This is a genomic window from Flavobacterium polysaccharolyticum, from assembly GCF_038739875.1.
GTDB lineage: Bacteria > Bacteroidota > Bacteroidia > Flavobacteriales > Flavobacteriaceae > Flavobacterium > Flavobacterium polysaccharolyticum.
The window spans coordinates 58687-81050 of the sequence record NZ_JBCGDP010000001.1; the positions used below are offsets into that span (position 1 = coordinate 58687).

The window sequence follows — 22364 nt, forward strand, 5'->3', positions numbered from 1 at the left end:
AAGAAATTATTAAGATTTAATATTTATATATAATATGTCATCAAACAAAAAATACTGGAAAAGTGTTGAAGAGCTAGACGGAAATAGTTCTATTGTTGAGGCGCTTAAGAATAACGAATTTGTTGAAGAAATTCCTACTGATGAATTTTTGGGTAATAGTGATAAATTATCTTCTTCTACTTCACGTCGTGACTTTTTAAAGTACGTTGGTTTTAGTACTGCAGCTGCTACTTTGGCTGCTTGTGAAGGACCAGTTAACAAATCAATACCGTATGTGTTGCAACCTGAGGAAATCATTCCGGGCGTAGCTGATTATTATGCTACAACTGTTTTTGATGGTTTTGATTTTGCCAATTTATTGGTTAAAACTCGTGAAGGGCGACCTATTAAAATCGATAATAATACAATTGCAGGAGCTAAATTCTCGGCAAATGCAAGAATCCATGCGTCAATTTTATCGTTGTATGATAATATGCGTTTGAAAGAACCAAAAGTTGCAGGAAAAGCTGCTTCTTGGTCTTCAGTTGATTCTAAGTTGAAATCAAGTATAGCTGAGGCTAAAGCAAAAGGGGGGCAAGTAGTTTTGCTTACCAATACATTAGCAAGTCCTTCAACAGAAAAATTGATTGCTGAGTTTACAGCTAAAAATCCTAATGCAAAGCATGTTGTATACGATGCTGTTTCTTCTTCTGAAGCGTTAGATGCATTTCAAACTGTTTACGGAAAAAGAGCCTTAGTTGATTATGATTTTTCTAAAGCGTCTTTGATTGTTTCAGTTGGTGCTGATTTCTTAGGTGATTGGCAAGGTGGAGGTTTCGATGCTGGATATGCACAAGGCAGAATTCCTAAAGCTGGAAAAATGTCACGTCATTTTCAATTTGAAGCCAATATGACACTCTCTGGTGCTGCTGCTGATAAAAGAATTCCAATGACTGTTGCGAATCAAAAGCAGGCATTAGTTCAAATATATAATATTGTTACTGGTAATGCTGTTGGAGTTAAGCTAGATGATAAATTCAAAGCTGAAGTTACTAAAGCTGCTCAACAATTGAAATCTGCAGGTTCCAAAGGAGTTTTGGTTTCTGGGATTCAAGACGTAAATGCGCAGTTATTAGTTTTGGCTATTAATCAAGCTTTGTCAAGTGAAGCGTTTGTTACTTCAGGTGCACGTTTGATCAGAAAAGGTTCAAATGCAGCTGTTGCTCAATTATTAAAAGACATGAATGCTGGAACTGTTCATACATTGATTATGAGTGGTGTTAATCCAGTGTATACTTTAGCAGATAGCAAATCATTTGTTGATGGTTTGAAAAAAGTTACTACTTCTGTTGCTTTAACAATCAAAGAAGATGAAACTGCCTTATTGGCTACTATTGCTGCTCCAGTTCCTCATTATTTAGAGTCTTGGGGTGATTTGCAATTAACGGAAGGTTCTTATAGTATTACTCAACCAACAATTCGACCTTTGTTTAACACGAAACAATTTCAAGATGTTTTGTTGTCATTAAATGGTATTCCTGGTGTATATTATGATTACTTGAAAGCGGTTTCGTCTGCAAATTTTGCAGGTTCAAGCTGGAATAAAGTGTTGCATGATGGGGTTTATGTTGGTACAGTTGGTGTTGCTTCTGCTGGAACAGCTAACTATGCTGCTGCTGCAAATACCTTAGCTAGTGCATCAAGTGCTAAAGGTTTAGAATTAGTATTGTATACTAAAACTGGTATGGGTGATGGTCAACAAGCTAATAACCCTTGGCTGCAAGAATTTCCAGATCCAATTACAAGAGTTTCTTGGGACAATTATATTACAGTTTCTAATGCTGATGCAACTAAAATTGGATTATCAAATGAAATTGTTGCTAATGGTGGTTTAAACGGTTCTTATGTGACTTTAACTGCTAATGGTGTTAAGTTAGAAAATGTACCTGTTATTGTTCAGCCTGGTCAGGCAGTTGGAACTATTGGTATGGCTTTAGGTTATGGTCGTAAGGCTGCTTTAAAAGAAGAAATGCAAGTAGGTATTAATGCTTACTCTTTATATAAAGATTTTAATGATTTACAAAACGTTACCATTGAATTGGCTTCTGGCGAGCATGAGTTTGCTTGTGTTCAAGGTCAGAAAACATTAATGGGACGTGGAGATATTATTAAGGAAACAACTTTAGAAATTTTCAATACTAAAGATGCTGAAATTTGGAATGAGAAACCTATGGTATCTTTAGATCATAAAGAAGTAGAAGCTACTTCTGTAGGTTTATGGGATTCTTTTGATCGTTCTATTGGTCATCATTTTAATCTTTCGATTGATTTAAATGCTTGTACAGGTTGTGGTGCTTGTGTTATTGCATGTCATGCTGAAAATAATGTTCCAGTTGTAGGTAAAGACGAAGTTAGAAGAAGTAGAGATATGCATTGGTTGCGTATCGACAGATATTATTCTTCTGAAAGTACTTTTGCTGGTGATGTGGAAAGAAAAGAAAATATAGCTGGTTTATCTAGTTCTTTGTCCACTTTTAATGAAATGGAAAAGGCTGGAGAAAATCCACAAGTTTCTTTCCAACCTGTAATGTGTCAACATTGTAATCACGCGCCTTGTGAAACAGTTTGTCCTGTAGCTGCTACTTCTCACGGTCGCCAAGGTCAAAACCAAATGGCTTATAACCGTTGCGTTGGTACTCGTTATTGTGCAAATAACTGTCCATATAAAGTTCGTCGTTTTAACTGGTTCTTGTACAACAAAAACACTGAATTCGATTATCATATGAATGATGATTTAGGAAGAATGGTATTGAATCCAGATGTTAACGTACGTTCTCGTGGAGTTATGGAGAAATGTTCTATGTGTATTCAAATGACACAAGCAACAATTCTTAAAGCAAAAAGAGAAGGTAGAGAAATCAAAGATGGTGAATTCCAAACAGCTTGTTCAAATGCATGTTCTTCTGGAGCTATGATATTTGGAGATGTTAATGATAAAGAAGCCGTAGTTACTAAATTAGCTGCAGATGAAAGATCATACCATTTGTTAGAGCACGTAGGAACAAAACCAAACGTGGTTTACCAAGTTAAAGTTAGAAATATCTAGTAAAAAAAATTAATTAAGAATCAATATAAAGGATTATGTCGTCTCACTACGAAGCACCCATTAGAAAACCCTTAGTTATAGGTGATAAATCTTATCATGATGTAACTGTAGATGTTGCTGCACCTGTTGAAGGTAAGGCCAATAAGCATTGGTGGATTGTATTTACAATCGCATTAACCGCTTTCCTTTGGGGATTGGGTTGTATTATTTACACAGTATCAACAGGTATCGGAACTTGGGGATTAAACAAAACAGTTGGATGGGCTTGGGATATCACTAACTTCGTTTGGTGGGTTGGTATCGGTCACGCTGGAACATTAATCTCAGCTGTACTTTTATTATTCCGTCAAAGATGGAGAATGGCCATTAACCGTTCTGCAGAAGCTATGACGATTTTCTCTGTTATCCAAGCAGGTTTGTTTCCAATTATTCACATGGGGCGTCCATGGTTAGCATATTGGGTACTTCCAGTTCCAAATCAATTTGGTTCATTGTGGGTAAACTTTAATTCGCCATTGCTTTGGGACGTTTTTGCAATTTCTACATATCTTTCAGTTTCATTAGTTTTTTGGTGGACTGGTCTTTTACCTGATTTTGCAATGCTACGTGATAGAGCGATTACTCCTTTTAATAAAAGAATATATTCTATTTTAAGTTTTGGATGGAGTGGTAGAGCTAAAGATTGGCAACGTTTTGAAGAGGTTTCTCTTGTTCTTGCAGGATTAGCTACACCTTTAGTACTTTCTGTGCACACTATTGTATCCATGGACTTTGCTACTTCAGTAATTCCTGGGTGGCACACCACGATTTTCCCTCCATACTTTGTTGCTGGTGCGGTTTTCTCTGGATTTGCTATGGTAAATACTTTGCTAATCATTATGAGAAAAGTTTCTAACTTAGAATCTTATATTACAATCCAACATATTGAATTAATGAATATCGTAATTATGATTACGGGTTCTATTGTAGGTGTAGCCTACATCACTGAGTTGTTTATTGCTTGGTACTCAGGTGTGGAATATGAGCAATATGCTTTCTTAAATAGAGCTACAGGACCTTACTGGTGGGCATATTGGGCAATGATGACTTGTAACGTCTTCTCTCCTCAATTTATGTGGTTTAAAAAATTGCGTACTAGTATAATGTTCTCTTTTATTATTTCGATTGTTGTAAATATTGGGATGTGGTTTGAGCGTTTTGTAATCATTGTGACTTCATTACACAGAGATTATTTACCATCTTCATGGACTATGTTTTCCCCAACCTTTGTTGATATAGGTATTTTTATTGGAACTATTGGATTCTTCTTTGTGTTGTTTTTGTTATATTCTAGAACTTTCCCTGTTATCGCTCAGGCTGAAGTAAAAACAATATTAAAAGGAAGTGGAGATAATTACAAAAGAGAAAGAGAAGCAAATAAAGATGTACACCATGAGTAATAAAGTAATATACGCTATATACAACGACGATGATGTATTAATGGATGCTGTTAAAAAAACACGTGCAGCGCATTATCATATTGAAGATGTTTTTACCCCTTTTCCGGTTCACGGATTAGATAAAGCAATGGGACTTGCACCAACTAGATTAGCTATTTGTGCTTTTATCTATGGTTTGTGTGGTATTTCATTCGCTACTTGGATGATGAATTATATTATGATTCAAGATTGGCCTCAAGATATTGGAGGTAAACCAAGTTTCAGTTATATCGAGAACATGCCTTCATTTGTTCCAATTATGTTTGAAGAGACTGTTTTCTTTGCTGCTCACTTGATGGTTATTACTTTCTATATGAGAAGTAGATTATGGCCTTTTAAACAAGCCGAAAATCCTGATATTAGAACTACTGACGATCATTTTTTAATGGAAGTAGCTGTTAATAATAATGAAGAAGAATTAGTTTCTTTTTTCAAAAATACAGGAGCAGTTGAAGTAAATGTAATAGATAAGAATTAATTGTAGCTATGAGAAGTATATATAAATTAACACTTTTGGCTGGTATTACTTTGTTAGTTTCATCTTGTCATGATAAATTGACACCAAACTATCAGTATTTTCCAAACATGTATGAATCGGTTGGTTACGAGACATATTCCGAATCTAAAGCATTTAAAGACGGAAAAGAAGGTCAATTACCTGTAAAAGGTACTATCAAAAGAGGTTTTGATGTGTATGAATATGAAAATTCTACTGCTGGATATGAATTAGCCAAAGCTAATTTAAAGTCGCCTTTAGATTCATTGGAAAGAAATTCTGAAAAAGGAAAAGAACTTTTTGAGATTTATTGTATCAGTTGTCATGGTGCAACTGGAAATGGTAAAGGGAAATTAGTTGAAAGAGAAAAGTTTCTTGGTGTACCTAGTTATGCTGACCGTCCAATTACAGAGGGAAGTGTATTTCATGTAATTACTTATGGATTAAATTCTATGGGATCACATGCAAACCAATTGAGTGCCCATGAGCGTTGGTTAGTTGTAGACTATGTTCTTAAACTAAAAAGCGAATTATAATTGTTGAACAAACTGATCGTAATAGATATGTATACATTTTCAAGTAGATTAAAAACTTTTTCTCTTATTCTAATGGCTGTAGGCTTGTTAGGTATAGGTTATGGTTTTTATAGTGCACCAAAAGATATTCAAGAAGTAGAAGCTCTTCTTGCTGCTGATTCACACGGAAGTCATGGAGAATCATCACATGCTGCTCCAGCTGTTGCTCATGAAGAACATGCTGCTGTTACTTCTCATTCGGACAAAGCTGAAAAGTCTAGTCATAATGTTAAGGAAGACGCTGAGCATAAAGAACATTTAGAGCATGTTTTACATCAATTAAGCAACAAGCCATGGGCTGCTGTTTATGTTGCTTGTATCTTTTTTATGCTTTTATCATTAGGAACTCTTGCTTTCTATGCTATCCAACAAGTTGCACAAGCAGGATGGTCACCAGTTCTATTTAGAGTAATGCAAGGAATAACTGCTTATTTACCTATTGGTTCTATCATATTCTTTGTTATATTAGTCTTGTGTGGTCTTCACTTTAATCATTTATTCATTTGGTTAGATCCAGAAGTAGTTGCACATGATAAATTGATACAAACTAAATCAGGGTATTTGAATTTTCCTTTTTGGATTGTTAGAGCAGGAATCTTCTTGTTAGGGTGGAATGCTTACAGATATTTTTCAAGAAAAAATTGTTTAGCTCAAGACGAATCAGATGATAATTCTTTTTACAAAAAGAATTTCAAAATGTCTGCTGGTTTTTTAGTTTTCTTTATTGTTACTGAGTCTATCATGTCTTGGGATTGGATTATGTCTATTGATCCACACTGGTTCAGTACTTTATTTGCATGGTATGTTTTTGCTAGTTTCTTCGTTAGTGGTATTACAACTATTTGTATGGTTACATTATACTTGAAATCTAAAGGGTACCTAGAGCATATAAATACTAGTCATATTCATGACTTAGCTAAGTTTATGTTTGGTATTAGTGTATTTTGGACGTATTTATGGTTTTCTCAATTTATGTTGATTTGGTATGCTAATATTCCGGAAGAGGTTACTTATTTTGTTACTAGAATTCAAGAATTTAATTTGCCATTCTTTGGTGCTGTAGCTATGAACTTCTTATTTCCAGTTTTAATTTTGATTAATACTGACTTTAAACGAATTACATGGGTGTTGGTTATGGCTGGTACAGTGATACTTCTAGGTCATTATATTGATTTCTTCAATATGATTATGCCTGGTACTGTAGGTGATCAGTGGTTCATTGGAATTCCCGAAATTGCATCGGTCCTATTCTTTCTTGGGTTATTTATTTATGTTGTATTTACTGCACTTACAAAAGCTCCATTGTTGCCAAAAAGAAATCCTTTTATTGAGGAAAGTAAGCACTTCCATTATTAATATTTTAAACAGAAAAACAGATGACAAGTTTGTTGGTAATTATAGTTTTAGTTTTATTAGCTGTTGCACTTTGGCAATTGACTAAGATATTTGATCTTACACAAGTAGGTTCAAAATCTGATGACTCTCAAATCGCAACTGATAGTGATAACAATGTACAAGGATATTTAATGTTTGGCTTTTTAGCTTTTATTTATGTATTCACAATATATGGTTTGTTGAAATGGGGTGATTTGCCTCTACATACTCCTGCTTCACAGCATGGGGCTACAGTTGATAGTTTAATGAATATTACTTGGGTTTTAATTTTTGTTGTTCAAGCAATTACTCAAGTATTATTACACTATTTTGCTTTTAAATACCGTGGTAATAAAGATAATAAAGCTCTTTACTTTGCCGATAACAATAAATTAGAAGCTATTTGGAGTGTAATCCCTGCAGTTGTTCTAGCTGGTTTAATTTTATACGGTTTATATGCATGGACTAATATAATGTTCATTGATGATGAAGAGGATACTGTAGTTATAGAGTTATATGCTCAACAATTTAAATGGACAGCTAGATACGCTGGTGCTGATCAAGTACTTGGTAAAGCTAATGTTCGTTTAATTGATGGTGTTAACTCAGTAGGTATGGATTTATCTGATAAGAATGCTCAAGATGATTTCTTAGCTACAGAAATACATATTCCAAAAGGTAAAAAAGTTCACTTCAAAATGCGTTCTCAAGATGTATTACATTCTGCTTATATGCCACATTTTAGAGCTCAAATGAACTGTGTTCCTGGTATGGTTACTGAATTTGCTTTTACTCCTATTTATACTACAGCTGAGTATAGAGATTTGCCTTTTATGATTGAAAAAGTGGCTAGAATTAATGATTTACGTTCTAAGAAAAGTACTGAATTGGTTGCTAAAGGTGGAACGGCACTTGATCCTTACACATTTGATTATCTTTTGCTATGCAACAAAATCTGTGGTGCCTCACATTACAATATGCAGATGAAAGTTGTTGTAGATACTCCTGAAGATTATAAAAAGTGGTTAAGTGATAAAGTTGCTTTAGCTAAAGAATATAAATCTTCTAAAGAAGTTCCCGCCTCTACGGATGGTGCGACTAAGCCAGACAGTTTAAGTATGTCAAAAGAAACTGCTGCTGTTAAAGTAGCGATGAAATAATTATTTAAAATATTTAAAAGTATATATATGTCAGCAGAAGCTCACGATCACGGACACGATCACGAACACGAACACCACCATAAAGATACGTTCATTACTAAATACATTTTTAGTATTGATCACAAGATGATTGCTAAGCAATACTTGATTACTGGTATTGTTATGGGTATTATTGGTGTTGGAATGTCATTGCTTTTCAGAATGCAATTGGCTTGGCCAGAAGAATCTTTTAAAATTTTTAACATTTTATTAGGTGATAAATTTGCTCCAGAAGGAGTAATGGCCAATGATATTTATTTAGCTTTAGTTACAATTCATGGTACCATAATGGTATTCTTTGTACTTACTGCTGGTTTGAGTGGTACTTTTAGTAATTTACTGATTCCACTGCAAATTGGAGCAAGAGATATGGCTTCTGGATTTATGAATATGATTTCATATTGGTTGTTTTTCTTGTCTAGTGTTATAATGATTTGTTCTCTTTTTGTTGAGGCTGGACCAGCATCTTCAGGATGGACAATTTATCCTCCTTTGAGTGCTTTACCACAAGCTATTCCAGGTTCTGGAACTGGTATGACTCTTTGGTTAGTATCTATGGCTATTTTCATCGCGTCTTCATTAATGGGATCTTTGAATTATGTTGTAACTGTTATTAATTTGAGAACAAAAGGGATGTCAATGACAAGAATGCCTCTAACTATTTGGGCTTTCTTTGTAACAGCAATTATTGGAATTATTTCTTTTCCAGTGTTACTATCTGCAGCTTTGTTGTTGATTTTCGATAGAAGTTTTGGCACTTCTTTCTTTTTATCCGATATATATATAGCTGGAGAGGTTTTACATTATCAAGGTGGTTCACCAGTTCTTTTTGAGCATTTATTTTGGTTCTTGGGACACCCAGAAGTTTACATTGTATTGTTACCAGCTTTAGGGATTACTTCTGAAATTATTGCTACAAATTCTCGTAAACCAATTTTTGGTTACAGAGCGATGATTATGTCAATTTTGGCTATCGCTTTCTTATCTACAATTGTTTGGGGGCATCATATGTTTATTTCTGGTATGAATCCATTCTTAGGATCTGTATTTACATTCACAACTTTGTTGATTGCAATTCCATCAGCTGTAAAAGCATTTAACTACATTACTACTTTGTGGAAAGGTAATTTACAATTGAACCCAGCTATGTTGTTTTCAATTGGTTTGGTTTCTACTTTCATTACTGGTGGTTTAACAGGTATTATTCTTGGTGATAGTACTTTAGATATTAATGTTCACGATACTTATTTTGTGGTAGCTCACTTCCACTTAGTAATGGGTATTTCTGCTTTGTATGGTATGTTTGCTGGTGTTTATCACTGGTTTCCAAGAATGTTTGGTAGAATGTTAAATAAGAATTTAGGTTACGTACATTTTTGGGTAACGGCAGTTTGTGCTTATGGTGTATTTTTCCCTATGCACTTTATTGGATTAGCTGGTTTACCAAGACGTTATTATACAAACACTAACTTCCCTCTTTTCGATGATTTGCAAAATGTGAATGTTTTGATTACGACATTTGCTTTAATTGGAGGGGCATTTCAATTGGTATTCTTGTATAATTTCTTCGTAAGTATTTTTTACGGTAAAAAAGCTGAACAAAATCCATGGAAATCTAATACCCTTGAATGGACAGCTCCTGTAGAGCATATTCACGGTAACTGGCCAGGTGCAATTCCTGAAGTTCACAGATGGCCTTACGATTACAGTAAACCAGGGCATGATGAGGATTTTGTTCCTCAGAATGTTCCTATGAAAGTTGGTGAAGAAGTTTTACATCACTAATTCTAAGATATATTTAAAAAAGCCTTTCCTTGTGAAAGGCTTTTTTATTGCAAACCCTTTTTTTATCTTTATCCAATGAATGAAAATTTAGACCCAACCAATAGTAATTATAATTCTGAAGAACTTGATATAGAGAAAAGATTAAGGCCTCTTAGTTTTGATGATTTTGCAGGTCAAGATCAAGTTTTGGAGAATCTTAAAGTTTTTGTTGCTGCTGCGAATCAGCGTCATGAAGCTTTAGATCACACCCTTTTTCATGGTCCACCAGGTTTAGGAAAAACCACATTAGCTAATATTTTGGCTAACGAATTACAGGTTGGGATTAAAATAACTTCTGGTCCAGTACTTGATAAACCAGGAGATTTGGCAGGGTTGCTTACTAATTTAGAAGAAAGAGATGTTCTTTTTATTGATGAAATTCATCGTTTGAGCCCTATTGTAGAAGAATATCTTTATTCTGCAATGGAGGATTTCAAGATTGATATCATGATCGAATCGGGTCCCAACGCTAGAACCGTCCAAATTAATTTGAATCCGTTTACTTTAATTGGAGCAACAACTCGTTCGGGTTTATTGACTGCTCCGATGCGCGCTCGTTTTGGTATTTCTTCTCGTTTACAATATTATTCAACAGAATTGCTTACCACAATAGTTGAAAGAAGTGCTTCTATTTTTAAAATGCCAATTACTATGGAAGCGGCAATTGAAATTGCAGGTAGGAGTAGAGGAACTCCGCGTATAGCTAATGCGTTGTTGCGTAGAGTGCGAGATTTTGCTCAAATTAAAGGTAATGGTACCATAGATATAGAAATAGCTCGTTTCGCGCTTAAAGCTCTTAATGTTGATGCACATGGTTTAGATGAAATGGATAATAAGATTCTTACAACCATCATTGATAAGTTTAAAGGAGGTCCAGTTGGTTTAACTACTTTGGCAACTGCTGTTTCTGAAAGTAGTGAAACAATTGAAGAAGTATATGAGCCTTTCTTAATTCAAGAGGGGTTTATTATGCGAACACCACGCGGAAGAGAGGTAACTGAGAAGGCTTATCAGCATCTAGGTAAAGTTAGAATTAATGTTCAAGGTGGATTGTTTTAGCTGTGATTAATAACAAAGAAAAATACACTCAATTTATAAAAGCCGAATCTAAAAGACTCGGCTTTTTGTCTTGCGGTATTTCTAGAGCTGGTTTCTTGGAAACTGAAGCGCCAAGATTAGAGAAGTGGTTGACTATGCAAATGAATGGTCATATGAATTATATGGAGAATCATTTTGACAAAAGACTCGATCCCACTTTGTTGGTTGATGGAGCTAAGAGTGTAATCTCTTTGTTGTTGAATTATTATCCTTCTGAAGTGCAAAATCCAGATTCTTATAAGATTTCAAAATACGCCTTTGGTCAAGACTATCATTTTGTAATTAAAGACAAATTAAAAGAGCTATTATTTTCGATTCAAACTGAAATTGGAGAAGTTTCAGGAAGGGCATTTGTTGATTCAGCTCCTGTTTTAGATAAAGCTTGGGCTGCGAAAAGTGGTTTAGGTTGGATTGGAAAAAATAGTAATTTAATCACTCAAAAGGTTGGCTCATTTTACTTTATTGCAGAATTAATTGTTGATCTTGATTTAGAATATGATAATGCTACAACAGATCATTGCGGTACTTGTACTGCTTGTCTAGATGCTTGTCCAACACAGGCTATTGTTGCGCCTTATGTTGTGGATGGTAGTAAGTGTATTTCTTATTTTACGATTGAGTTAAAAGATAATATTCCGTCAGAATTCAAAGAGAAATTTGACGATTGGATTTTTGGATGCGATGTTTGTCAAGATGTGTGTCCTTGGAACCGATTTTCTAAACCTCATCAAGAACCTTTGTTCAATCCTAATCCTGAAATGCTTGAATGGTCTAAAAAGGACTGGGAGGAAATTACATCCGAGACTTTTAATGCAGTTTTTAAAAACTCTCCGCTTAAGCGAACGAAATGGAGTGGGCTTATCAGAAATATTGATAATGCTTTATGATTTTCTACTTGAATCCCTTTCGATAATATTAGTCTCTAAAATCAAAGTTTTTGGAGCGAACGCTATATTTTCTTTGTGCGCATTCATTTCTTCTAGTAATAGGTGAAATGATGCTACTCCCATTTCGTGACTGGGTTGATCTACGGTGCTTAATTTTGGCGTTAAAACCTGAGACATGAACCAATTGCTAAAACCAATTACTGCTACTTGTTGAGGCACTTTTATTTTATGATCATTAAAGTAAGACAAAACTCCAACAGCCACTAAATCGGTTACTGCGAAGACACCGTCTACATCAGGATGTTCTTCTATTATTTGTTTTGCAAAGTCTAATCCTTCTTGGAAAGTTACATTTTCACAAGTGTAAACTAAAGTGGGATCATATGGAATTTGATTTTTATCTAGTGTTTTTTTATAACCAATGTAACGATCTATCGCGTTTTGAGGGTTTAAAGGGCCACGTATGTGTGCTATTTTTTTACATCCTTTGTCGATTAGATGTTGGGTAGCACTCATCGCTGCTTTTTGATCGTCTATTAATACCTTTGAGCAATTGGCTAATTTTGATATTTTGTCAAACATCACAAAAGGAATTTTTCTATTAATAATTTCTTTAATGTGCTCATCGAAATTGGATTCATTCGATAGCGACATTATTATGCCGTCTACACGCTTGTTTATCAAAAGTTCAACTTGTTTTTTTTCTAGTTCAATTGACTCGTTCGATTGAAGAATGATTACTAAATACCCATTTTTTTCGGCTTCATCAATAATAGCATTAATTACATTCGAGAAAAAATGATGCATTACTTCTGGAATTATCAATCCGATAGTTTTGGATTCTTTAGTTCTTAAATTAACAGCAAAACTATTGGGGGTATAGTGTAAATCCTTCGCTAAATCCAATACAGCCTGTCTTGTTTTCTCACTTACATCAGGGTAGTTTTTTAAGGCCTTAGAAACAGTAGTTATTGAGATACCTAATGTATTTGCAATTTCTTTAAGAGTAGTTTCTTTCATGAAGTGATTTGTAATTGAGGTTTTAAATGTCTTTTGGGTTTTTGTTTGATTAAAATTAAATCCCATTAACAAGATATGTATTATTTTTCAATGCTTTAGCGATTATTTTAACTTTTTTACATTAAAAAATAGAATAATTGGTTTATGCAGAACCTCTGTGTAAAAGCGAAGTTTCTAATTCGATAGATTGATAAGCGATGAGCTGTCTTTTCTTTTTTAACTGAATTTCTTCAAATAAAATTTCAGCTGCTTTTCTACCAATTTCAAAACCGGGTTGATCTACGGTAGAGAGTTTGGGTGTGGTGATTTCGCTTACAAACGAATTGCAAAATCCAAATACCGCAATTTGTTCAGGAACCGAGATAGCTAAATCTTGCAAGGCTTTTAGTACACCTACAGCAACTAAATCGGTTACGGTGAAAATGGCATCTAAATCGGGGTGTTCAGTACAAGCTGTTTTTGCTGCTGCATAGCCATCTTCAAAATCTGAAAAATTATCACAAACATACACCAATGAGGAGTCGTAAGGAATTCCGTTGTCTTCTAGCGCTTTTTTGTATCCCAAAAAACGATCAATTGCGTTTTGAGGCATATACGATCCTCGAAAATGAGCAATTTTTTTTCGCCCTTTTTTGATTAAATAATCTACCGCCTCATAAGACGCTTTGCGATCATTAATGCTCACTTTTGAGCAATTGACTAGTTTGGCAATTTTATCGAACAGTACCAATGAAGTATTGTGTGCCAATACCTTTTTGATATGGTCGAAATCACCAGTTTCATTTGATAATGAGATGATGATTCCGTCGACTCTTTTGCTTAGCAATAAATCAATTTGTTTTTTTTCTAGTTCTAATTTTTCGTTCGAGCGCAACACAATTACCAAATAATCTCTTTTTTCAGCTTCTTCTAAAACTCCTTTGAAAACTTTAGAGAAAAAGTGAAAATCAACGGTGGGGATGATAACACCAATAGTTTTTGATTCACTAGTTCTTAAGTTGACAGCAAAACTATTTGGGGTATAATTTAGCTCTTGGGCCAAATCAATTACAGCTTTCTTGGTTTTTTCACTAATGTCGGTATAGTTTTTTAGGGCTTTTGATACCGTAGTAGTGGAAATGCCAAGCTGTGCCGCTATTTGTTTAAGTGTTGCATTATTCATTTGAAAAATTGAATGGTTTGTCTAGAAGAATCAATGCTTTTAAACAAACATACAATTTATTAGTAGAAGATGATTTCTAAAATGTGATTTGTTTTGGTTTTTTTATGGGAAAAATGTTAAAAAAATTATTTAATTGCTATGATTGCTGCTTCATAGGGCAGTAATTTGTTGCTTTCAATGCTTTTTTGATTGTAATTTGAAAGCAATATTTTTGCTCCTGCAACAGAAATTGGAATTGAAAAAAGGGCTTCCTGTGACGTAAAATTTAGTAAAACCAAAATTCTCCGACCATTTAGTTCTCTTAAATAGGCATAGACATTCTCATTTTCTTCGTCCAGTAAAGTATAACTACCATAAATGAGTGTGGGCTCTTTTTTTCGTAATTGTACCAACGTTCTAAAATAATTTAGCGTAGAGTCTACATCATTTTCTTGACTCTCAGCATTGATTGTTGTATGGTTGGGATGTACTTTTAGCCAAGGCTTGCCTTCGGTAAAACCAGCATTGGGTGTGGCATTCCACTGAAATGGCGTTCTTGAATTTTCTCTAGAGGCTTGTTTTTGTTCTTCTAAAAAACCTTCTAAATCCCCATTTTGACTTTTGATAAACTCATATTTATTTATCGTATCTATATCATTATAATCCGATATGGAATCGAATCGAATATTGACCATTCCAAGTTCATCGCCTTGAAAATAATAGGCAGTACCTCGCATAGTCAACACAAATGTGGTTAGCATTTTGGAACAAATCGTTCTGAATTCACTACTGTCATTGCCAAATTTACTCACCATTCTGGGTTGGTCGTGATTCGCCAAAAATATGGAGAGCCAGCCTTTGGTTCTGAAGGCATCATCCCAACGTGTGTAGAGTTTTTTGTAATTTACTATGCCGTAGTTCATAACGTGACTGCCAATTTCTACGCCTTCCAAATGATAGGCCATACTTAGCTCTTTTCGGTCAGGGTCTACAAAAAGAAGGGCTTCTTCGGGAGAGCCTCCAGCTCCTTCAGATACGGTCATCACATCATAGTGTTGCAAGACTTCTAGATGCATTTCTTGAATGTAATCGTGCAAATGTGGTCCTCTCCCGTAATACTTCATAATTTCGGGAATGTTACCTAAAATATCATTTGGAAGTTCGGGAAATGAAGGGTCTTTTGAAATGAATTGAAAAGCATCCATCCTAAATCCATCGATGCCTTTATCGAGCCAAAAACGCATAATGGCATACAATTCCTCTCGTACTTTTGGATTGTTCCAATTTAAATCGGGTTGTTTTACAGAGAAATAGTGAAGATAATACGCGTCGGTTGTTGCGTCATATTTCCAAGCATTGCTTTCAACGTCAAACCAACTCCATCGGTAAGGAGGTGTTCCTTTTTCGGCGGGCCACCAATAATAATAATCACGATACGGATTGTCTCTTGATTTTCTGCTTTCTTGAAACCAAAAGTGTTCATCGCTACTATGATTGAATACCAAGTCCAAAATGAGTTTGATTCCTCTCTCTTTTAGTCCTTTTAGGAGGATGTCAAAATCTTCCATAGTTCCGAAATCGGCTAAAATAGAGCGATAGTCACTCACATCATAGCCATTGTCATCATTTGGTGATTCGAAAATTGGGTTGAGCCAAATGGCGTCAATTCCTAGACTTTTTAGATAATCTAATTTTGAAATTATACCTTGTAAATCTCCAATACCATCCCCATTACTGTCCTTAAAACTTCTGGGATAAATTTGATAAATCACGGCTTCTTTCCACCATTTTGTGTCTAAAGTTGGTGAAATTATTGCATTATTTGAAGTCATTACTTTGATTTAAAGGTTATTATGATAAGATATTTAATAGTATGTACCTGTTTTTTTTGCATTTTAATATTTATTGCAAATGTTGATTTTATTCTTGAAAAGGATACATAAATTCATCGATTTCTTTTCGGGTTATTTTGGGATTGGCTCCTTCTTGTGAAGCGACTAAGGCTCCTAAAGCACAGGCAAAATTTAGTGCTGCTTGAGGATTGTTTTCTGTAATTAAAACGCTGAGTAAGCCAGCCAAAAAGGAGTCTCCAGCTCCTACTGTATCGGCTACTGTGACTTGATATCCGCTGTTGTAATACAGTTGATTATTGGTAAATAGAACGGCTCCGTGGCTGCCTTTGGTCACACAAATATTGTTGGTGTTGGTTTTTTCGGCAATGAAGTGAATGTTTTGTTCTAACGAATGATAGGGAGAGTTCAAGAAATTGGCTATTTCATATAGTTCGTCATCATTGAATTTGATGCAATCGGCTTCAAGCATTAATTCTAGAAGTAACTCTTTGTTGTAGAAAGGAGCTCGGAGATTGATGTCAAAAACTTTGAATTTTGATAAAGCTATATAATTAAGAAGGCTTTGATGAGCAATTGCGTCACGACAGGCCAAACTGCCAAAAACAAGCACATCAGCCCCAATTACTGCGGTTTCTCCTTCTTGTGTGTACTTGATTTTGTCCCAAGCTGCGGGATAATTGATGGTGTAGGTAGCAGAACCTTTTTCGTTTAAGTGCACTAAAACTTCGCCTGTTGGATGTGCACCGTTGATTTGGATGGTTTTGGTTGAAATACCTGTTGGCATAAGGTAGTCAATTACTTCTTGTCCATTTGAATCGGCTCCTATACAACTAATTATTTGTGTATTGATACCTAATGACGCTAATCTAAGAGCAACATTTAAGGGTGCTCCTCCAATTTTTTTGTGCGTTGGAAATATATCGAATAAGATTTCTCCAAAGCAAACTATGGATTTGGTGTTGGGTTGATTAATCATAAGCTTTCATTTTAGATTCAATTTCTTCAAGCGATAATCCTTTGGTTTCTGGCATCATAAAGAGTACAAAAACGAGTTGCAAGAGCATCATAAAGGCGAAAAAAGCAAAAATTGGCCAAGGATTTTCTTTGTAAATATCGATAACAATAGGGCCAACTAAAGTGATTAAAGCCGCAAAAATCCAGTGAATTCCTGTGCCAAAAGCTTGCCCGTTTGCCCTAACGGTATTGGGGAAAATTTCGGAAATAAAAACCCAGATTACGGCTCCTTGTCCGATGGCGTGAGAAGCAATAAAAAGCATAATCGAAAGCAATAAAACTACTGAGCCTAGTTGCGAATAGAAAGCAAAAGCAACCATAGTCAAGCTTAGAATGTAACCCAACGAGCCAATTAACATAAGTTGTTTTCGACCTAGAACATCTATTAAACGCATTCCGATTAGGGTGAAAACCAAATTGGTCACGCCAATCAAAATAGAATTAAACAAGGATTCTTTGGCTCCTAATCCTGCCATTTCGAGAATTTCTGGGGCATAATAGAGTATGAAATTGATACCTGATAATTGATTGAAAAAAGCCAATAGAAAAGCCAGAAGAATGGGGAATTTATACTTTTTAGAAAAGAAAGTATCCACTTTTGTACTCGTTATTACGTCTTTTTTGATTTCATTAAAACTTTCTTTAGCCTGAGCAGGAGCATAAATCATTTCTAAAACTGCTAGACCCGCTTGGTCATCTTTTTTATTCAGAATAAGCCATCGAGGACTTTCAGGAATTCTAATGACAATAACGCTGTAAATCAATGCTGGTAAGGCGACAATGCCGATCATCCAACGCCAATCGTTTTCACCGCCAAAACCTTCGAAAAAATAGTTTGAAAAAAAGGCAATCAGTATTCCGAATACGATGTTAAACTGAAATAATGTTCCCAATTTTCCACGATTTTCTGGACTTGAAATTTCCGAAATATAGATGGGAGCGGCAACTGAAGATGCACCAACACCAATTCCGCCAATGAATCTAAAAAAAGAAAAAACATAAGGATTGGGAGCCAATGCCGAGCCTAGTGCCGAAACCAAAAAGAGGATGCCTATCCAAAGCAGTGTTTTTTTTCTGCCCCATTTATCACAAGGATACCCACCCAAAAGGGCACCTAATACCGTTCCCCAAAGCGCCATAGACATTATAAAAACACCGTGAAATAATGGAGTGGTATGCCATAATTCCTTTATTGGTAAATTGGCTCCAGAGATAACTACGGTATCAAAACCAAATAAAAATCCAGCTACTGCAACAGTAAGTGACCAGTTTCTAACGTTATTCATTCTTTGCTATTTTTTTAGGCCAAATACTGCTAATGCTACTGATGGTAAAATCATTCAGTTCTTGGTCTTCGGTTGATAAAATACTTAATTGTGTGTAGGGTTTTTGAGGAAAAATTTGCTCAGTGAAACTATATAATCCATCGTTCAAGAAAAGCTCTATAGAGGACCAATCCAGAATGATTTGAAAATCGATTTTGTCGGTAACAAGTGCCAAAACGTTAGATTTATGAATGTCTTTCCCAAAGTTTTTTTCAAAGGCAACTTTTCCAGATTTTCGGCGGTCAATGCTAAACGTTTTCGATTGGGAATTATAATGGAGCACTAAAGAATCTTTTACGTCATTGGAAAAAACCAATTGTAAGTCTTTGTTAGCTGTATTGAATCGGATTTCGGATTGGTTAAAAGCATCATACTTGAAAATAGTTTTTTGATTGGCTTTTAACTGGACTTTATTAGAGGTAAAGACTGGTTTTTGTAGCTTTTTAAAAGCTGCAACAGGTTTGTTTTTCAGAAGATACTCTCCATTTATTTTTGTCAGTTCAAGTGTTCTTGGCAGTGTCATAGCGCTTCTCCAATTTTTGGTAGGAGTATTTCTGGCATATAACCAATTGCTCATCCATCCTATGAATATTCTTTGGTTATTGGGGGCATCATTATAAGTAACTCCAGCATAATTATCAGTGCCAAAGTCAATCCATTTTGGTTCTTTTTGAGTGCTAGTAAATGTTTTTCCATCAAAATTCCCCACAAAATATTGAGTTCCCGAACCTCCATTTGGAGCACCAGGATTGATGCTTATGATTAAAATCCATTTTTCTTCTCCGTTGCCATTTACTTTTAATTTGAAGATGTCAGGGCATTCCCAAACACCACCGTGGGCGCCAAACTGTTTTCCAAATTCACTTTCTTTAGTCCAATTGATTAGGTTTTTTGAAGTGTAAAATTCTGCGTGGTCTCCAGCAACAAGTACCATATTCCAGATGTTAGTTTCTGGATTCCAAAATACCTTTGGGTCTCTAAAATCTTTTTTGTTAGTGTTACTTATGATAGGATTTCGCTCGTATTTTTTCCAAGTTTCTCCTTCATCAAGGCTGTAAGCGAGCCCCTGTGATTGTGTATTTATTTTACCTGCTTTTTCAAAAGCCATATTGTGATACGTAAAAATAGCTACCATAGGCGGATCTTCTTTGGTTCCCAATCCTGAAGTATTGTTGTAATCAATTACCGCACTTCCAGAGAAAATTAATCCCAGCTCATCAGGAAATAAGGCTATTTTCTTGTGTTGCCAATGTATCAAATCGTTACTTGTTGCGTGTCCCCAATGCATTGGTCCCCAAACAATATCTTCAGGATAGTATTGGTAGAACAAATGATAGACTCCTTTGTAAAATACCATTCCATTTGGGTCATTCATCCATTTTTTTTGAGGCGTAAAATGAAATTGTGGTCGATACGGTTCTTTAAAAAGTTGGTCAGGATTTGAAGTGAGAGGAACAGCAGTAGGTATCGAAAATTCATTGTCTTTTACTTTCTCACACCCCATATTCAAGAGGCAAAGGAAAACAGGTATTAAATAAGTCTTTGCGAGTACCTTCATCTTTTTTAGTTTAACCATCCTATAAAAATAGAATTCCTTTTTCAAATTATGGAAGGCTAAAAAATCGAAAACGATTTCGATTTTTTCGAAAACGATTTCGATTCTGAATTGAGCGACTTAGTGGTGAAATCCAATTTTTTAAATGTAAATACTTTAAATTTGAAATTATTTTAACATTAAAAATATGAAATCAACAATCATTAAGATTGCCGCTATTTTTCTTTTTAGTCCATTTTCTCAGGCTCAGACCCAATCCGACGAATGGAATTTGGTAGCGAATTCTCGAGACAATTATTATGGTGTGGCTATGGCCAATGGTCAAATTGGGATTGTTACCGATGCAACTCCGCTCAAAACCAAAGAAATTATTCTCAATGGGGTTTATGACGGTAGCCCTGAGAACGGCATCAGTAGAATTGTTCGTGGGATAGAGTTTTTGAACCTGAGATTAGTAATCAATGGGGAAGAAATGACGGCTTCGAATATAGATAAATGGGAACAAGTAGTTGCTATGAAAGAAGGAACAAGTACCACTTCGTTCCGATTTAAAGATATAGCTGCTATTGAGTATACTATTTTGGCGAATAGAGCCTTGCCTTTTTCTGCGATGGCTATTGTGAAAATCACACCTTTGAAAGATATTGAAATGACTGCGGCCAATTATATGACAGTTCCCGAAGAATTAAAACAAGCCAAAAGACAATTTAGGGTATTGAAAGACAATCAATATCTAATGCCTGTTTTTGGAACTACTGCACAAACTTTGACGGGTAAATATAAAGTGGCGGCATCAACCACTTTTCTGTTTGATGGGACAAGTGAAACATTAGAACCAAAAGGCGATGAAGTAGGTTTTACAAAAAAACTGAGCAAAGGAAAAGTCTATCGGTTTGCAATAGCTGGAGGGATTTGTACTTCAAAAGATGTTACGGATCCTTTGAATGAGTCCGAAAGACAACCTATTTATGCTTTGCAAGAAGGGATTGATAAATTGTTGTTCAAACACAAAAAAGCTTGGGCCGATTTGTGGAAGTCGGGAGATATTCAAATTGAAGGAGATTTAGATGCGCAACAACGAGTACGTTTTGCATTGTATAATTTGTATTCCTTTATTCGTCCAGATTCAAGACAAAGCATAGCGCCAATGGGCTTGTCTTCTCAGGGGTACAATGGTCATATATTTTGGGATACGGAGCTTTGGATGTTTCCAACTTTGCTAGTCTTGCAACCAGAATTAGCAAAATCGTGTTTGGATTATCGTTCTGACCGTTTGGCCAAAGCCAAGCAAAAAGCAACTATTTATGGTTATCAAGGAGCGATGTTTCCTTGGGAATCAGACGACACTGGTGAAGAAGCTACGCCTACTTGGGCATTAACTGGAATTTTCGAGCAACATATTACGGCAGATGTTTCTATTGCTTTTTGGAATTATTTTGCAATGACGCAAAATCAATCTTGGTTAAGAAATGAATGGGAGGTTTTGAAACAAACGGCCAATTTTTGGGTGAGTAGGGCAGTAGAAAATGCAGATGGAAGCTATTCCATTCATAATGTGGTCGGTGCAGACGAATATGCTCAGCACGTGGATGATAATGCTTTTACGAATGCTTCGGCCATAGAAAGTTTGAAAAACACGATTAAAGCTGCAAAGATTTTAAACGAAAAAGTAGATGAAGAATGGATTAAGGTTTCGGAAAAATTAGTCATTCATAAAGAAAATGGAATCACACAAAACTACAAAGAATACAAAGGGCAAATGATAAAACAAGCAGATGTGAACTTGTTGGCTTATCCGTTGCACATCATAACAGATAAAGAACAAATCAAGAAGGATTTAGAATATTATGCTGATAAAATTGACAAGAAAGATGGTCCTGCAATGGCTTCTGGAGTTTTATCTGTTTTGTATGCTCGATTGGGAGATAGAGAGAAAGCATATGAATATTTTGTAAAATCATATTTGCCCAATAGTCGCCCACCATTTGGAGTGTTTTCGGAATCGGCTAACAGCAATAATCCTTATTTTGCAACTGGTGCGGGTGCAATGCTTCAAGCGGTTATTTATGGTTTTGGTGGGGTTGAGCAAACGGATAAAGGATTGCAATTTAATAAAGGGATTTTACCCAAAAAATGGAAGTCTTTGAAAATTATTGGTATTGGAACCGATGAAAGAACAATTACAGTAAATTAATCCGTTTGTGTTGCGATTGATGCTTTTTTTAATTTTTAATTAATTGATTTTCTGACATTAAATTTTTGTTGTTAGGATTTTGTTATGAAAAAGACATTTTTATTGAATAATTAGCAGTCAAAATCTGTGAATGGAATGTTTAACTGAGTAATCGACAAGCCATTTTGTTTAAAAAAGCCGAAGAAAAGCATTATATGTTTTTTTTATCGGTTTTTTTTATGGTTTATTTAAAATAAATATTAAAAT

16 protein-coding genes are annotated in these 22364 nt (G+C 35.1%); 10 read left to right on the plus strand and 6 right to left on the minus strand.

Features of this window, described 5'->3' with window-relative positions:
- Positions 1-34 precede the first annotated feature (34 nt).
- The 9 genes from WFZ86_RS00290 to queG all read left to right on the plus strand — a co-directional run bounded on the left by WFZ86_RS00290 (position 35) and on the right by queG (position 12016).
- The gene (locus WFZ86_RS00290; RefSeq protein WP_342690086.1) at positions 35-3085 is read left to right on the plus strand and encodes a TAT-variant-translocated molybdopterin oxidoreductase; all 3051 of its coding nucleotides are present in this window, start codon (positions 35-37) and stop codon (positions 3083-3085) included.
- A gap of 35 nt (positions 3086-3120) precedes the next feature.
- Entirely contained in the window at positions 3121-4524 is a 1404-nt protein-coding gene (gene nrfD / locus WFZ86_RS00295) for an NrfD/PsrC family molybdoenzyme membrane anchor subunit (protein WP_342690087.1), read from the plus strand.
- Positions 4517-5041, plus strand: coding sequence for a DUF3341 domain-containing protein (locus WFZ86_RS00300; protein ID WP_342690088.1), 525 nt, complete (start codon positions 4517-4519; stop codon positions 5039-5041). Before nrfD ends, WFZ86_RS00300 begins: the two co-directional genes overlap by 8 nt.
- A gap of 8 nt (positions 5042-5049) precedes the next feature.
- A complete protein-coding gene (locus WFZ86_RS00305) occupies positions 5050-5595 on the plus strand; it encodes a c-type cytochrome (RefSeq protein ID WP_342690089.1) in 546 nt (181 codons plus the stop codon).
- A 27-nt stretch (positions 5596-5622) separates the two neighbouring features.
- On the plus strand, positions 5623-6990 hold the full coding sequence (locus tag WFZ86_RS00310) for a quinol:cytochrome C oxidoreductase (RefSeq protein WP_342690090.1): 1368 nt from the start codon (positions 5623-5625) through the stop codon (positions 6988-6990).
- Between the two features lie 20 nt (positions 6991-7010).
- The gene (locus WFZ86_RS00315; RefSeq protein WP_342690091.1) at positions 7011-8168 is read left to right on the plus strand and encodes a cytochrome c oxidase subunit II; all 1158 of its coding nucleotides are present in this window, start codon (positions 7011-7013) and stop codon (positions 8166-8168) included.
- Positions 8169-8195: 27 nt separating this feature from the next.
- Positions 8196-9992 (plus strand): cytochrome c oxidase subunit I, encoded by a 1797-nt coding sequence (locus WFZ86_RS00320; RefSeq protein ID WP_342690092.1) that lies wholly within the window; start codon positions 8196-8198, stop codon positions 9990-9992.
- 75 nt (positions 9993-10067) lie between these two features.
- On the plus strand, positions 10068-11090 hold the full coding sequence (gene ruvB, locus WFZ86_RS00325) for a Holliday junction branch migration DNA helicase RuvB (RefSeq protein ID WP_342690093.1): 1023 nt from the start codon (positions 10068-10070) through the stop codon (positions 11088-11090).
- A 2-nt stretch (positions 11091-11092) separates the two neighbouring features.
- A complete protein-coding gene (gene queG / locus WFZ86_RS00330) occupies positions 11093-12016 on the plus strand; it encodes a tRNA epoxyqueuosine(34) reductase QueG (protein ID WP_342690094.1) in 924 nt (307 codons plus the stop codon).
- Here the strand turns inward: queG and WFZ86_RS00335 are convergent.
- The 6 genes from WFZ86_RS00335 to WFZ86_RS00360 form a co-directional block, all read right to left on the minus strand.
- Positions 12011-13036, minus strand: a complete 1026-nt coding sequence (locus WFZ86_RS00335) for a LacI family DNA-binding transcriptional regulator (RefSeq protein ID WP_342690095.1) — start codon at positions 13034-13036, stop codon at positions 12011-12013. The two genes, queG and WFZ86_RS00335, sit on opposite strands and share 6 nt — an antisense overlap.
- A gap of 142 nt (positions 13037-13178) precedes the next feature.
- Complete coding sequence (locus tag WFZ86_RS00340; protein WP_342690096.1) at positions 13179-14198, minus strand: LacI family DNA-binding transcriptional regulator; 1020 nt, start codon at positions 14196-14198, stop codon at positions 13179-13181.
- 125 nt (positions 14199-14323) lie between these two features.
- Positions 14324-16009, minus strand: a complete 1686-nt coding sequence (locus WFZ86_RS00345) for a glycoside hydrolase family 13 protein (protein WP_342690097.1) — start codon at positions 16007-16009, stop codon at positions 14324-14326.
- Between the two features lie 88 nt (positions 16010-16097).
- Positions 16098-17006 carry a carbohydrate kinase family protein gene (locus WFZ86_RS00350; RefSeq protein ID WP_342690098.1) on the minus strand — a complete coding sequence of 303 codons (909 nt, stop codon included), beginning with the start codon at positions 17004-17006 and terminating at the stop codon, positions 16098-16100.
- Entirely contained in the window at positions 16999-18330 is a 1332-nt protein-coding gene (locus WFZ86_RS00355) for a sugar porter family MFS transporter (protein ID WP_342690099.1), read from the minus strand. Before WFZ86_RS00355 ends, WFZ86_RS00350 begins: the two co-directional genes overlap by 8 nt.
- Positions 18323-19927, minus strand: coding sequence for a glycoside hydrolase family 32 protein (locus WFZ86_RS00360; protein WP_342690100.1), 1605 nt, complete (start codon positions 19925-19927; stop codon positions 18323-18325). Before WFZ86_RS00360 ends, WFZ86_RS00355 begins: the two co-directional genes overlap by 8 nt.
- A gap of 184 nt (positions 19928-20111) precedes the next feature.
- Here WFZ86_RS00360 and WFZ86_RS00365 point away from each other — a divergent pair, with 184 nt between their 5' ends.
- Positions 20112-22118, plus strand: a complete 2007-nt coding sequence (locus WFZ86_RS00365; RefSeq protein WP_342690101.1) for a kojibiose hydrolase — start codon at positions 20112-20114, stop codon at positions 22116-22118.
- Positions 22119-22364: the final 246 nt, after the last annotated feature.

Excerpts from the sequence above, each read along its gene's own strand:
- WFZ86_RS00290 (WP_342690086.1), top strand. The coding sequence starts at position 35 with ATGTCATCAAACAAAAAATACTGGAAAAGTGTTGAAGAGCTAGACGGA.
- nrfD (WP_342690087.1), top strand. The coding sequence starts at position 3,121 with ATGTCGTCTCACTACGAAGCACCCATTAGAAAACCCTTAGTTATAGGT.
- WFZ86_RS00300 (WP_342690088.1), top strand. The coding sequence starts at position 4,517 with ATGAGTAATAAAGTAATATACGCTATATACAACGACGATGATGTATTA.
- WFZ86_RS00305 (WP_342690089.1), top strand. The coding sequence starts at position 5,050 with ATGAGAAGTATATATAAATTAACACTTTTGGCTGGTATTACTTTGTTA.
- WFZ86_RS00310 (WP_342690090.1), top strand. The coding sequence starts at position 5,623 with ATGTATACATTTTCAAGTAGATTAAAAACTTTTTCTCTTATTCTAATG.
- WFZ86_RS00315 (WP_342690091.1), top strand. The coding sequence starts at position 7,011 with ATGACAAGTTTGTTGGTAATTATAGTTTTAGTTTTATTAGCTGTTGCA.
- WFZ86_RS00320 (WP_342690092.1), top strand. The coding sequence starts at position 8,196 with ATGTCAGCAGAAGCTCACGATCACGGACACGATCACGAACACGAACAC.
- ruvB (WP_342690093.1), top strand. The coding sequence starts at position 10,068 with ATGAATGAAAATTTAGACCCAACCAATAGTAATTATAATTCTGAAGAA.
- WFZ86_RS00335 (WP_342690095.1), bottom strand. The coding sequence starts at position 13,036 with ATGAAAGAAACTACTCTTAAAGAAATTGCAAATACATTAGGTATCTCA.
- WFZ86_RS00340 (WP_342690096.1), bottom strand. The coding sequence starts at position 14,198 with ATGAATAATGCAACACTTAAACAAATAGCGGCACAGCTTGGCATTTCC.
- WFZ86_RS00345 (WP_342690097.1), bottom strand. The coding sequence starts at position 16,009 with ATGACTTCAAATAATGCAATAATTTCACCAACTTTAGACACAAAATGG.
- WFZ86_RS00350 (WP_342690098.1), bottom strand. The coding sequence starts at position 17,006 with ATGATTAATCAACCCAACACCAAATCCATAGTTTGCTTTGGAGAAATC.
- WFZ86_RS00355 (WP_342690099.1), bottom strand. The coding sequence starts at position 18,330 with ATGAATAACGTTAGAAACTGGTCACTTACTGTTGCAGTAGCTGGATTT.
- WFZ86_RS00360 (WP_342690100.1), bottom strand. The coding sequence starts at position 19,927 with ATGAAGGTACTCGCAAAGACTTATTTAATACCTGTTTTCCTTTGCCTC.
- WFZ86_RS00365 (WP_342690101.1), top strand. The coding sequence starts at position 20,112 with ATGAAATCAACAATCATTAAGATTGCCGCTATTTTTCTTTTTAGTCCA.